12 protein-coding genes and 1 pseudogene are annotated in these 13,938 nt (G+C 46.3%); all 13 read left to right on the top strand.

Features of this window, described 5'->3' with window-relative positions:
• The first annotated feature begins 18 nt into the window (after positions 1 to 18).
• Positions 19 to 1,866 carry a cytochrome c oxidase subunit I gene (ctaD, locus tag MRBLPE1_RS13080; RefSeq protein ID WP_364147269.1) on the top strand — a complete coding sequence of 616 codons (1,848 nt, stop codon included), beginning with the start codon at positions 19 to 21 and terminating at the stop codon, positions 1,864 to 1,866.
• On the top strand, positions 1,863 to 2,480 hold the full coding sequence (locus tag MRBLPE1_RS13085) for a cytochrome (ubi)quinol oxidase subunit III (protein ID WP_169087959.1): 618 nt from the start codon (positions 1,863 to 1,865) through the stop codon (positions 2,478 to 2,480). The genes ctaD and MRBLPE1_RS13085 overlap by 4 nt, the downstream gene beginning before the upstream one ends.
• Before the next feature lie 3 nt (positions 2,481 to 2,483).
• Complete coding sequence (locus tag MRBLPE1_RS13090) at positions 2,484 to 2,801, top strand: cytochrome C oxidase subunit IV family protein (RefSeq protein WP_364145906.1); 318 nt, start codon at positions 2,484 to 2,486, stop codon at positions 2,799 to 2,801.
• Positions 2,802 to 2,893: 92 nt separating this feature from the next.
• Entirely contained in the window at positions 2,894 to 3,790 is an 897-nt protein-coding gene (ctaG, locus tag MRBLPE1_RS13095) for a cytochrome c oxidase assembly factor CtaG (RefSeq protein ID WP_364145908.1), read from the top strand.
• A 57-nt stretch (positions 3,791 to 3,847) separates the two neighbouring features.
• On the top strand, positions 3,848 to 4,291 hold the full coding sequence (locus MRBLPE1_RS13100) for a DUF420 domain-containing protein (RefSeq protein WP_414698884.1): 444 nt from the start codon (positions 3,848 to 3,850) through the stop codon (positions 4,289 to 4,291).
• A gap of 207 nt (positions 4,292 to 4,498) precedes the next feature.
• On the top strand, positions 4,499 to 5,224 hold the full coding sequence (locus tag MRBLPE1_RS13105) for a hypothetical protein (protein WP_364145911.1): 726 nt from the start codon (positions 4,499 to 4,501) through the stop codon (positions 5,222 to 5,224).
• A gap of 31 nt (positions 5,225 to 5,255) precedes the next feature.
• On the top strand, positions 5,256 to 5,642 hold the full coding sequence (locus MRBLPE1_RS13110; protein ID WP_308995970.1) for a GntR family transcriptional regulator: 387 nt from the start codon (positions 5,256 to 5,258) through the stop codon (positions 5,640 to 5,642).
• Positions 5,643 to 5,654: 12 nt separating this feature from the next.
• On the top strand, positions 5,655 to 6,572 hold the full coding sequence (locus tag MRBLPE1_RS13115) for an ABC transporter ATP-binding protein (protein ID WP_364145914.1): 918 nt from the start codon (positions 5,655 to 5,657) through the stop codon (positions 6,570 to 6,572).
• 18 nt (positions 6,573 to 6,590) lie between these two features.
• The gene (locus MRBLPE1_RS13120; protein WP_364145915.1) at positions 6,591 to 7,496 is read left to right on the top strand and encodes an ABC transporter ATP-binding protein; all 906 of its coding nucleotides are present in this window, start codon (positions 6,591 to 6,593) and stop codon (positions 7,494 to 7,496) included.
• Positions 7,489 to 8,796, top strand: coding sequence for an ABC transporter permease (locus tag MRBLPE1_RS13125; protein ID WP_364145916.1), 1,308 nt, complete (start codon positions 7,489 to 7,491; stop codon positions 8,794 to 8,796). The genes MRBLPE1_RS13120 and MRBLPE1_RS13125 overlap by 8 nt, the downstream gene beginning before the upstream one ends.
• A gap of 1,462 nt (positions 8,797 to 10,258) precedes the next feature.
• Positions 10,259 to 10,402 (top strand): annotated as a pseudogene (locus MRBLPE1_RS13130) (recombinase family protein); the annotation flags it as partial.
• A 105-nt stretch (positions 10,403 to 10,507) separates the two neighbouring features.
• Positions 10,508 to 12,322 carry a cache domain-containing sensor histidine kinase gene (locus tag MRBLPE1_RS13135; RefSeq protein WP_364145918.1) on the top strand — a complete coding sequence of 605 codons (1,815 nt, stop codon included), beginning with the start codon at positions 10,508 to 10,510 and terminating at the stop codon, positions 12,320 to 12,322.
• 21 nt (positions 12,323 to 12,343) lie between these two features.
• A complete protein-coding gene (locus tag MRBLPE1_RS13140) occupies positions 12,344 to 13,927 on the top strand; it encodes a response regulator (RefSeq protein ID WP_364145920.1) in 1,584 nt (527 codons plus the stop codon).
• Positions 13,928 to 13,938: the final 11 nt, after the last annotated feature.

Genomic DNA, 13,938 nt, shown 5'->3' on the forward strand with positions numbered 1-13,938 from the left:
AAACGTTACAGCGGTCTGATGGACTGGCTGACTACGGTTGACCATAAGAAAATTGGAATATTGTATATGATCGCTGGCGGATTTTTCTTCCTTGTCGGCGGTTTGGAAGCCATTTTGATACGGGTTCAATTATGGAAGCCGTTAAATAACTTTGTTAGCGCGGATACATACAACGAGCTGCTTACGATGCACGGAACGACAATGATCTTCCTCGCAGCGATGCCGCTGTTGTTCGCGCTTATGAATGCGGTCGTTCCGCTTCAAATCGGCGCTCGCGACGTAGCCTTTCCTTTCGTTAACTCATTAGGTTTCTGGACATTCTTGTTCGGCGGCGTTTTGCTTAACGTCAGCTGGTTTACAGGCGGAGCTCCGGATGCAGGTTGGACGTCTTACGCACCACTTGCAGGCACGTCTTACAGCGGAGATCATGGCGTCGATTATTATGTTCTAGGCTTGCAAATCGCAGGTATCGGTACATTAATCGGCGGTATCAACTTCTTGGTTACGATTATTAACATGCGTGCTCCAGGCATGACTTTCATGCGGATGCCGATGTTTACATGGACGGCGTTCATTACTTCTGCGCTTATCCTGTTCGCATTCCCTGCATTGGCAGTTGGTCTTGCGGCGCTTATGTTTGACAGATTGTTTGATGCTAACTTCTTTGATCCTTCAGGCGGCGGTAACGCAGTCCTCTGGGAGCATATTTTCTGGATATTCGGGCATCCTGAGGTTTATATCCTCATCCTGCCGGCCTTCGGCGTTATTTCCGAGGTAATAAGTACGTTCTCCCGTAAGCGTTTATTCGGTTACAGCTCGATGGTTTTCGCTACAATCCTGATCGGCTTCTTAGGCTTCATGGTTTGGGCGCATCACATGTTCACCGTTGGTCTTGGACCGGTTGCGAACGCGCTGTTCTCCATTGCAACGATGCTTATCGCCGTTCCGACGGGTATCAAAATTTTCAACTGGTTGTTCACGATGTGGGGCGGCTCTATCAAATTCACGACAGCGAATTTGTTTGCAGTCGGATTTATCCCAACTTTCGTAATGGGTGGCGTTACAGGCGTTATGCTTGCAGCAGCTCCAGCTGATTTCCAGTATCATGATTCTTACTTTGTCGTAGCGCATTTCCACTACGTTATCGTAGGCGGATTGATTCTCGGGATTTTCTCGGGCCTTCACTACTGGTGGCCAAAAATGTTCGGACGCGTGCTTAATGAAACGCTTGGTAAGCTAACGTTCTGGACATTCTTTATCGGCTTCCATTTAACATTCTTCATTCAGCATTTCCTTGGCTTGCTCGGTATGCCGCGTCGTATTTGGACATATCTGGACGGTCTAGGCTTTAACGAAATGAATATGATCAGTACAGTGGGCGCATTCTTGATGGGCTTTGGTACAATCTTCTTCTTGCTGAATGTTGTCGTGACGGCTTTCAAGCCGCAAAACGCGCCAGCAGATCCTTGGGAAGACGGCCGTACGCTGGAGTGGACGATTCCATCTCCGCCGCCAGAGTACAACTTTGCTCAAACGCCGCTTGTACGCGGATATGATGCATACTGGAAAGAAAAAACGGATGGTCACAAGGGCATGACGCCTGCGGAGCCAATTGGTCCAATCCATATGCCATCCCCATCAATCCTGCCTTTCTTTATGGGACTTGGATTGTTCATCGCAGGTTTAGGCTTTATGTATGCTCGTGATTGGGGTAACTTGTTCGGTTCATTCAAAACAGGCTACGCCGTCGGTATTGTTGGTTTGCTAATCTTGTTCGGGTGCATGTTCCTTCGTTCTGCAATCGACGATCATGGCTTCCACATTGAAGAAGACGAAATCCTTAGAGATTTGGGGGGGAAAGCATGAGTGCGCATTCGCATGTAGAGGGGCAATTGCCTCATGAGCCCGAAAAGGCGACCCTCGAGGGACGCAATAAAGTATTAGGCTTTTGGCTTTTCCTAGGTGGCGAGACGGTATTGTTCGGAACGTTATTCTCTGCGTTCCTTGCACTGCGCCATCAAGTTTTGGATGGTCCTCCAGCACATGAGTTGTTCCAGCTGCCGCTCGTCGCTCTAGCGACCGCGCTATTGTTGACGTCAAGCTTAACCAGCGTTTTCGCTGTTCATGCCTTGCACACGAATAGAGTGAAGGCGCTCATTAACTGGCTGATTATTACCGTAGTTCTAGGTGCAGGGTTTCTTGGTCTTGAGATTTACGAGTTCTACCACTATGTACATGAAGGCCATGGCTTTACCACAAGCGCATTCAGCTCATCGTTCTACACGCTTGTAGGTTTCCACGGCGCTCACGTAGCTTTTGGTATTACATGGATCACATTGATCATTATCCAATTGGCAAGAAAAGGTTTGACTGTCGTTACCGCACCGAAGGTATATGTGGCCGGTATGTACTGGCACTTTATCGACGTTGTCTGGGTATTCATTTTCACCGTCGTTTACTTGATGGGAAAGGTGGTTTAATCCATGGCGAGCAATCATACAGCCACAGAGGAAAGCCCCAAGCGTCATAGGGTCGAAGGACCAAAGAAGCATATCATCGCATTTCTTTTTTCGATCCTGCTTACGTTTATCGCATTCGCGACCGTAATCAGCGGAGAAATCAATAAAGACTTTATCTACATTATTTTAGTCGGCTTAGCGGTTTTGCAAGTATTCGTTCAGATGGCATTCTGGATGCATATGAAGGATCGTGGTCATACATTCGCCATTATCGGAATTTTGACTGGTGTATTCATCGTATTCACATGCGTCATCATGGCTGAATACTGGGCTTGGTGGTAAGACAACTGTTTATTGGAAGAGAGGAGGGTCCCGAGGCTTGGGTCCCTCCTCTTTTGTAAAAAAGGTTATCGCAATTGAAAGGAGATTCCACGATGCTTGGCTTACAATACTTTCGCTTCGAAGAATTGTGGACCCCCATGTTTATGTTCGGGATGGCTGCCATAGTCATTCTATATTTCTATTTGATCGGTCCATGGCGTGAGAAGCATGCTCCGCAGGCTCCTGCTGCGACAGCAAAACAAAAAACGATGTTTGTTTCGGCTGCGGTCATGTTTTATTTGGTGCATGGCGGGCCTTTTAATCTATTAGGTCATCTGATGTTTACGTTTCATATGATCAATATGTCGGTGTCGTACTTGATCGTGCCGCCGCTTGTGCTGCTTGGCATTCCAAGCTTCCTATGGAAAATGACGTTTTCGGCTCCTTTTTGGAAAAAGCTGAGCTTTATGATGCATCCGGTTATGTGTCTCGTTCTGTTTAATGTGTTGTTTTCTGTTTACCATATCCCTATTGTCCATGACTATGTGATGACGCACTTTGCGGTGCATCGTCTTTATTATTTTATTTTGCTGATTACGTCCTTTATGATGTGGTGGCAAATCGCAGTTCCCGTGACGGAGTGGGCCAAGCTGACGGATCTGAAGAGAATGGCCTATGTTTTTGCAAACGGGATGCTGTTGACGCCCGCGTGCGCATTAATTATTTTTGCCAAAAGCTCTATGTATGCGATATATAGTGATCCCAACGTTTGGGTGACTGCTATGGGCTATTGCGTATCTGGTGATCCATCAAGGCTGCTAGAGAGCTTCAGCGGACCGCAATTTTTTAATATAATGGATGTCGTTGAGGATCAGCAGCTTGGCGGTATTGTGATGAAGCTCGTACAAGAGCTTATGTACGGAATCATCCTCGCCTATATTTTCAAGCAATGGTTCAAACGTGAACATACCGAAGACGATTTGCCGAATACGAATACCGGTACGGCTTAATCCGTACTAATCATTTTGTTAACTATAGGTGGGGTAACGTTGAACAGTTATAATATTATGCCGACAATAAGTACCTTCTTCATCGTACTGAGTGCGGTCTTGGTAGCCGTCGGCTGGAGACTGGCCATTAAACGCAGGCTGGAGGAGCATCAGAAGGTGATGTTCTATGCCGCGGTCTCCGCAACGATCTTCTTTATCGTCTATGTATCGCGTACGATATTCGTAGGCAATACATCATGGGGCGGACCGGATGGCTTGAAGCCTTACTATCTTGTCTTCTTGTTATTTCATATCGTACTGGCTACGGTTGCGGCCGTATTCGGCATTACAACGCTAACACTAGGCTATAAGAAGAAATTTGCGAAGCATCGCAAATGGGGGAAGGTAACCTCGCTGATCTGGTTTGTAACGGCAATCACTGGAACGATGGTCTATATACTGTTGTACCTGATGTATCCGGGCGGTCATACGAAGCCGGTCATCGACGCTATTTTTGGCTAACCTGCTATTCAATGCACACAGCGAAAACCATGCTAACGAAAGAGACGACTCTTTTGACTGCATGGTTTTTTTTGTGCTGAAGGAGAGGCCATCCAATATTTCACAATAAAGTTTATGGGAATGGTTGACAACTGTGTATACAGTGAATATACTGTGTATAAGGATATATACAGTATGTCGAGTGAAGGTTCGAAAGGAGCAAATGCCGTGGGTTTATGGAAGGGTGCTTGGTATTTAGCAAAGCATGAGCTGCTAAAGGATGGATGGAGAAGTCTTTACACGTTATTGTTTGTCGGTTATTTATTGTTATTCACGGTTCCGTTATTGAATGATGTTATAGACGGGAAAGACGGAGGTATGAGCAGCTGGGCAACGGACTTTATCTATCTAACGATTCTGCCTATTCTCGGATTTGTAATGAATCAAACGATGATGCGATATTGGAAGGAAAACTCATATACAAGGAAGATGGCCCAGTGGAGGACGCTGCCTATCTCTTCTAGACAAATCGCGCTAGGACGGATCATACAACTGGCGGTAGTCTTATTTTTTGCTCAGCTTCTCTACTTTATTTTACAATTCCTCTTTGTGCGCTATATGGGGGCAGACATATCGGCCGGACATTTCGCGCTGTATGCGCTATTCTGGTTCGGTTACTCCCTAACGGTATCAATTGGATATGTGTACTGGGAAGTAGGCCATTCCGGTAAAATGTACTTTTTCATTAACATGGCCTATATTGCCGGGTTACTCCTGATATCAATAGGCTTAGCCGTTTTCAAGGTTGGCAATATTGTGGCTACCTCATTTGAAGCAATAGAGAACGGCTTCTGGTGGATATCGGTAGCTGCTATCGCAGTTAGCGCTGTGGCCATATTCATCGGAGTGAATCGAATTGAGAAACGGTTAGAGAGTCGCACCTACAGAGCATAGATCTATTCAGGAAAGGAAGAAGGTGAAGGCCATGCGGCTGCCGATACAAATCAACGAGCAAAGCGCAGAGCCGCTGTATCATCAAATCGAAGTGCAGCTGCGCGCATTAATCGTCAGCGGCCAGCTTGCGGAAGGGATGCTGCTGCCGTCGATACGCGAGCTTGCCCAGACGGTAAAATGCAGTGTTATAACAGTTAAGCGAGTGTATAACGATTTGGAAGCAGAAGGTCTGCTGCGGACGCGGCAAGGAACGGGGACGTACGTCGCCCAGGTTGGAGAACAGGAGCGTGATCGGCATCGGCTTTCTGCCGTGATTGAAGCGCTTGAACAAGCGGTCGTTGCCGGCAAAAGAGTGCAGTGCACGGAGGAAGAACTGGAGACGATGTTTAAGGAAGCGATGAATAAGCATTTTGACTAAAGGAGAGTACGCATGATAGATGAGACGATGGCGATTCAATTAGACGGAGTTGTGCAGAATCGTGCGAATTTTAAGCTGGGGCCGCTCCATATGAGCATTCCAAAGGGTTATATCACGGCGATTGTTGGCCCGAACGGCTGCGGCAAGAGTTCTACGTTCCGGTTAATGCTTGATTTGGATAAGGCGGACGAAGGGAAAATCGAGCTGCTTGGTCACCGTGTAGAGCAAGGCATCAATACAGAGCTGAAGCAAAAGATCGGTTATTTGCACGATCAGTCCTCCTCGCACGAGGACAATATGAAAGGGACGGCTAAGGCTGAGTTTCATCGATTCTGGTATAACAACTGGGACGTGAATCGCTATCGGGAGCTGCTTCATATCCTTGAAGTCGATGATAACCAGCTGCTGGGCAAAATGTCGAAGGGCATGCGCCGCAAATTCGAATTTGCTTTAACGATGGCACATGGGCCTGAGCTGCTCTTGCTGGATGAACCCTCTTCCGGGCTTGATCCGCTTGCATGGAAAACGATGATCGAAGTGCTCCACCGGTATATGGATCGCGGAGATCGTACGATTCTCATGACCTCCCATATTATCGAAGAAGTGAAAAGGCTTGCCGATTTCATCGTATTTATGGCTGGGGGACGTGTGCTTGGCATGTATGAGAAGGATGAGCTGTTCAGCAGCTGGTTTACATTATTCGTAAGCGGCGCTGACCTGTCGCCGAAGAAGGCGGCTGCCATGCCTGGCCAATGCGGGGTAGAGCATGCCGGGGCGACAACGTACCGCATCACAACGAATAAAGCAGCAGCCGCAGAAGAATGGTGCGCAGGCGAGGGATATCAAATCGTAAGCAGGCAATCGCTGGAGCTGGACGAAATTATGAGTGCTTTGCTCATGCAGGACCGTTTGAGCATAAGAAGTAACTAATCGAGGGGGATGAGTGAATTGAATCCATTAAAAGTAGAGAAAGTCGTTAAGCAATACGGGGAAAAAACGGCCGTCAACGGCATCAGCTTCGAGGTTAGCGAGGGTGAGATTTACGGCTTGCTCGGCGCCAACGGCGCAGGGAAAACAACGACGATGAGAATGGTGCTTGGTCTGATCTATCCGGACGAAGGCAGCATTTTGTATCACGGCAAGGCTTACAGTCACAATCAGCTTAGCAATCTTGGCTATTTGCCTGAGGAGAGAGGCTTGTATCCAAAGATTCGCGTTTGTGACCAGCTTATCTATTTGGCCCAGCTGCGCGGCATGTCGAAGAGGGATGCGGAGCAAAGCTTGAAGAAATGGCTGGACCGCTTCGAGGTTCCGGAGTATTACGGCAAGAAGGTCGAAGAGCTTTCCAAAGGTAACCAGCAAAAAATTCAATTTATCGCAAGCGTAATCCACTCTCCCAAAATTGTTATTCTCGATGAAGCGTTCAGCGGACTCGATCCGGTTAACGTCGAGCTGCTTAAATCAACGGTTAAGGAGCTTCGTGATTCCGGCACGAGTATTCTATTCTCTACCCATCGCATGGAGCATGTAGAGGAGCTATGCCGAAACATTACGATTTTGCATCGCTCAAACGTCGTGCTGAAAGGGAATTTGAAGGAAATCAAAAAACAATTCCCGAAAGAACGCGTTATTTTGAACACGGAGAAGGAAGTAACGGGCATCGAGCGGATTGCAGGCGTTACGAGCGTTAACCGGCATGAATACGGCTATGAGGTCGGCATTGCGAGTGAAGCGGCAGGCGGCGAAATTTTACGCCACGCATTGGGACAAACGACGATTACCAAATTCGAGATCAAGGAACCGACGTTAAATGAAATCTTTATTAAAACAGTAGGCGGTGATAGCCATGAATAAGTTTTGGACAGTAGTAGGTTTTACGCTGAGAAATAAATTCAGAGGCAAAGCATTCCTGATTACGACGATCATTATTGCCGTTATTATGTCTATCGCTATTAATTTACCTTATATTTTCTCGCAGTTTGGCAGTGGAGACAAAGTTACGAAAATCGGATATATTCAAACGCAGCAAGCAGAAGGTACAACCACAGGCGATCAGCTTAAAGCATATTTCGAACTGCAGGAAAAGCCGGGTGTAAAGCTTATCCCATACGAGGATAAAGGCTCAGAGGCAGAGAATGAAAAGCAGCTGAAGCAAGCCATTACGGATAAAGACGTGAAAGGGTACTTAGCCTTTGGCCAAATGACCGACAGCGGTTTTCCGGCAATCACGTATAAATCCGAGAAGCTGCTTGCATTCGATTTAACCAGCTCGATTCAAAACGGTCTTCAGGCGATTCGTCAGGCTACCGTATTGCAGGATGCAGGCTTAACGGATGCACAGATGGCCTTGCTGAACGCGCCGATTGAAATCGCATCGGTTCAAATTTCCGCCACGGAAGGCGCAGGTAACGTAGGCGAAGGCAAGACACCGGAAGAGCAAGCCATGAATATGGGGCTCGTTTATTTCATCGTCGTTCTTCTGTTTATGGCTATCATGATTACGGGCCAATTGATTGCATCGGAAATTACGGCTGAGAAAAGCTCGCGGGTGATGGAGCTGCTCATTACAAGCGTTTCGCCGCTGAAGCAGATGTTCGGTAAAATCTTCGGCATGTTTTTGGTGGGACTCATTCAAATTTCGATCTATGTCATTGTCATCATCGTGAATATCAGCTTGCCGCATAATAACAAAATGATGGATAAATTCAATATCGATTTAACCCAAATTGATCCGATGCTTCTGCTGTATGCCATCTTGTTCTATTTGACGGGTTACTTCCTGTTCGCCACTTTATTCGCAGCGGTTGGATCGATTGTTAGCCGTACGGAGGACCTGGGCCAAGCGGTGCTTCCAATCACCATGCTTTCGCTAGCAGGCTTCTATATTTCGATATTCAGCATTTCAAGCCCGGACAGCGTTCTGGTGAAGGTAGCTTCCTTCATCCCGTTCTTCTCGCCATTCGTCATGATGCTCCGCCTTGGTTTGTCTGATCCGCCGGTTTGGCAGTTATGGGCATCCATCGGCATTCTGCTGGTTACCATTTACATTTCGGTATTGGTATCGGCGAAAATCTACCGTACGGGCGTACTGATGTACGGCAAGCGTCCTAGCTTTAAGGAGCTGCGCAAGGCGATGAAGGCCTATAAGATTTAGGGGTTGGGTAGGGACAACTGTGGGTTATATCTATAAATGAGACTAAAAGATGCCTGATATGGTCAAGATCATTGATCTATCAGGCTTTTTCGTTTGAGCCTTAAATCGTGGAGTATAAAATAAAAGAAGCAAATCACATTATGAAATTCAGGAAATTTATAATTATAAGCAAGACTTACTGTATGGCGTCAAAATTAATGAGAATAATTTTGAAAGCGAAACAGTCAAACCAAATGAGAAAGGAAGTTTCCCTACATGCAACCAATTAAAGCGATATATAGACAATTTTTATGCGAACCGATGTGGCTCAAAGTAATGATTCTATCCGCTTTGCTTATATCGATTGTATTTAGTAGCTCCTATTTTTCGGACCATGGTTATTATCAAAGCCTTTCCAAATTAGCTGCGGCAATCTTCTTCGGCTCATATGGAATAAAAATGCGGAGAAATAAGAAGGTATCTGGCGTCTTTTTCATTGTAGCAGTTGTATGTATTTATTTAGCGTGGAGCAGCTTAAGGATTGCAGAACTTTAACGAAAAAGAGTAGGAGCAAACCAGAACAAATAAGGCAGACTACATTTTATCTGAGGAATGGTCGATGGTAATTTGATTTTCAAAATCCTTTATTTGATCCTTTGGAATTAAATCTTTCACTTTTGCCATGCGAGCTTAGAATTTCAACGTCTGTACTATAGTTATTGCTACCCAAAAGATTAGTTTGGGAGGGAATTCGTATGATGGAACAAAAGAAAGTGGCTTAGATAACAGGGCTAAAACAAAACCTCGTCCAGCTCGCTTGATATTCTGCGCAAGACGTTTGACATCAGCTTCTTTGGAGTTGTTGCTGTAACCAATCGTTGCTTCCGCTGATTCGAAAAAGCCCTGCCAGTCGCATAGTCAATGTTTCGCCCATTCTCGGATCGCTGACATTACAGGCGGATTCGAAAAAAAGACTTGCCAAGTCATTTGCCTATAATGCATCCAAAACCGCCTTGAATTCCAGCAGTTACCACGGTACATGGCCGATGCGAAAAACGGCCGAACTCTGTATTCTTTCTCGGTAGTCCATTAGATTTCAGTCTAAAACTTAATTTTCTTTGAATACACAAAACCAGGCGCAGCGTAAGCTGCGCCTTTGTCTTTAGGATTTTGACATATGTATTTCTAAATTTCGAGAAACTTAGTAGTGATCAAAACTGATCCGCCTTAGATAAGTACGCACTTTGACTTCAATTAGTACCTTTAAGGTTACTAGCTTCTCCAAACGTAACCCCCAATGCGATTACATTACACGAATCTATACAAGCCGATAATGGAAGCGGCTCTCGGCCACACGACATTACTGCCGTTTGGACATCTTTATTATGGAAACGTTGCAATTGCTGATATATTATAAGTGTGTTTTTTAAAAATTCTTCTTTATACGGTGAATTGCTGAAAGGCGTAAAGTTCCTAATGAACCATTGCGCGTGTTTCAACTAAGGAGCAAAATCTGGAGCGGCAGCTCATCAAATTCAAGGAACTTGGGATCGATGAGCGATACATCTTTGTCGATAAGCACAGCGGTAAGGATTTTAATCGGCCACAGTACCAAGCTATAAGAAAAGCTAAAAACCCCATATACAAACACCGAAATGCCCTGTTGTTTTTGTTATGATCTTTACGTATCGTTACGGAGAATGGAATACAATTTTGAAAGGAAGGACCGTGAATGGAGTATAAAGGCTGGATACGAAGGGCATCGTTATCAATTCGCAACATGAAATTCCAAAAAAAACTAATGGCCGGTTATCTGCTCGCTTGCGTCGCTCCACTCTTATTTGTAAGCGTGCTCATCTTTCGTCAGTCAGCCACGGGGCTTCAGGATTCTTCGCAAGAATTCGCCTCCCTGTACACGTCACAAATCAAGAATTCGTTGAATGAGTTTATAAAAGAGTACGACAAGGTTACGAAGTCTGTGCTAGTCGATAACGAACTAATCTACCAGCTCGGGGATGAGCAGAATCTAAAGATCGACGAGATTGTAAATCAGCGACTGGAAGTGCAACGGTTGCTGATGCGGGTAGCGCTTCTTAAGCCGGAAATCGGTACTGTCATGCTGATCAGCCGCGGAAACAGTGTGTATCAATATACAAATACGAAAGGCAAAGTGAATGAGGAGCAGTTGCTGGCACAAGAATGGTTTCAAGGGATCCGCAACTTGGGGGAAACGTTGTTTATAACCGGGCTGCATAATCGTGCCTATTATGAAGATAAAGAATCAGGCGCGGTAGTGACCGTCGGACGTGTGCTGTTCAGCTCCAATGGGGCCTTTGCTGGCATCCTATTGATCGATCTGGATCCGTTCTCGCTGCTGCAGCTTGATCACGAATTCGTCCTCGCCCGGGATAAGTACGGGATGAGCGTGACGATCAGCAACCGTCATAACGAAATCGTCTACCATTCTGATGCGGCCAGCGGACGGTTATCATGGGACCATGTGCTCCGACGGGGCTCGAAATATATCCAGACCGACAGCGGAGAGGACCTCATTAAGCTGACTGGAAGCACCTCGCAGGGGGAACTGAACATTAAGACAGAGATCCCGCGCGCGAAGCTGTTGGCGAAGATCAATCAGATCAAAGGGACAACCGTTATTGTCATCCTTATCAGCTGTCTGGTCATCACTCTCATCTCGCTAGGTTTAAGCTATACGATTACTAAGCCGATTAAAGCGCTCCGGAGAAGCATGAAGCAGGCGGAAGTGGGCCAATATATACCGATTGAAAAGGAGCATACGATCGACGAGATCGGCAGTCTCGTGCACAGCTACAACAAGATGATCACGACCATCCGAACGCTGATCGAAGACGTATATATCGCGGAGATCAAGCAGCGGCAGGCTAAATTCATTTCGCTCCAGAATCAGATCAATCCCCATATGCTATACAATACACTGGAGTCAATTCGCATGAAAGCGCTCGTCAAGGATGAGGACGAGATTGCAGAAATGATCAAAATACTGGCGCGCATGTTTCGTTTATCGTTAGGTAAAGAAGGACAGCACCATTCGATCCGGAACGAGCTGGAGTATACGACCAACTATCTGCATTTGCAGAATATCAGGTTCAATAATATGTTTAAACTAAATATTCAGATGCCCGATGAGATGTTAGATTGCAGCGTCATTCCGCTCGTCTTCCAGCCGATTGTGGAGAATAGCATTAATCATGGCTTTGAGGATTACAGTCGATCCATGAATATCGACATCATTGGGGTATGGACCACAGATAACGAGATGTTAATACGGATCACGGATGATGGAATCGGTATGTCCATGTTCAAGCAGGTGGAGCTGCAGGTGCTGTTGGAAGGGGCAGAATCGAACAAATACAAACTGCTTCCGGAAGACTCGGCCGATCAAGGCTTAGGGCTGCGGAATATCGCCGATCGCATCAAGCTCAAATACGGTGACCAGTATTATTTGAAAATCGTTCCAACGGATAAGCGCGGAACGATGGTGGAGTTTCTCATTCCCAAAACTTGAATTAAGAAAGGATGGTAGTCTATGAAGCTCATCCTCGTGGACGATGAGAAAGGCATAGTAGAAGGGCTCAAAAAGATGATTAGCCGCTATATCCCAGAATGTGAGGTTGTCGGTAGCGCGCACAATGGGCTTGAGGGGTTCGAACTCATTCAGAAGAAGCAACCGGATATTGTTATTACCGATATCCGAATGCCCCAAGCAGATGGCCTTGATATGATCAACATGTTGCGAGAGGCTAACAGCCGGGCAGAATTTATTTTATTAAGCGGCTATGCGGATTTCGAATACGCCCGAAAAGGTATTCAACTAGGGGTGAAGTTCTACCTCAACAAGCCGGTTGAGGAAGAGGAGCTGCGCCAATGCGTCATTCAGGTGATGGATGCTATCAGCTCGAACAGGGATAAGCTTGCAGAGGTAGATGAATTGCGTCAGGAAGTGTTAAGCCGTATCCAAGAGGATGCGTTGCGGGATATTTCGTATATCGGTCCTGAGCAAGCGGACCTGATGGAAGAACTGCTGCAAGCCGCTCGTATTCCAAAGAAATGCTCTCGGTTTGCATCTATTCTAATGGAATTTGATGGAAATACCGATCCTTTGAAGGAGAATGGCTTTCAGCCGCTATACCAGCAGATCGACCTCGCGTTACGAAGGTACCATTGTGTGTATCGCTTCCGGTATTCTGCTGGCCAGATCGCGATTGTCGTTGCCCATGGTGCTCCGATGAAAAACGAGGAATTAATCCGAATGGTACGTGTGATGAAGGAGGCAGCTCTCCGAGAGTTGAAACTGTCCGTCACCGTCGGCATCGGCAAAGTCCATGATGGAGTAACGGGGATCAGTAAGTCGTTCGAGGAGGCTAGGCAAGCACTGAGCTATAAGGTGATAAAAGGGACGGACGCCGTTCTTCCCTATTTTGAGATGTTGAAGCTCGCAGGACCGGGACTATCGGTTCCGGAAGAGGTAATCGCCAAGCTTGAAGCGGCCATTGATAATATGGACAAAGAGGAGTGCACACGCATCTTACGCGACATTTTCCGGCTCATGGAAGATGAGCCGGACATGAGGCCCGACGAACTCCAAATGCATTGCCTAAACATTCTATTATCGAGCATTCGGAAGATATCGTTTCAGCAGCTTCAGCAGAATGATTTCCTTGGCCGCCACATCCTGTCGCTGGAGGGGATATCCAAATTCCGGACGCTCGAAGTGCTAGAGGAATGGATGATTGAGATCATCGATAGAATGATCACCTTCAAACAGGAGCATAATAATCTTAAGAAGAATGACATTATCACTCAGGTTAAGGAATACGTGGCAGCGCATTATGATGAACCGATAACACTCGCTGATTTGTCTGCGCGTTTCTTTATTAGTCCCTACTATCTGAGCAAATATTTCAAGCAGAAAACAGGGGAAACCTATGTGAGCTTCCTGACCCAGATCCGCATTGCCAAAGCGAAAGAGCTGCTGAAGCAGACTGATCTCAAGGTGTACGAAATATGTCGGATGGTTGGCTATTCAGATACGCAACATTTCGCGCAGATGTTCGAGAAATTGGCCGGCTGCAAGCCGAGGGATTATCGGAAGCTGCTACCAAATGCATAGTAAAGACACCA

Origin of the sequence: Paenibacillus sp. LPE1-1-1.1 (assembly GCF_040676435.1) — a bacterium.
Lineage (GTDB): Bacteria > Bacillota > Bacilli > Paenibacillales > Paenibacillaceae > Pristimantibacillus.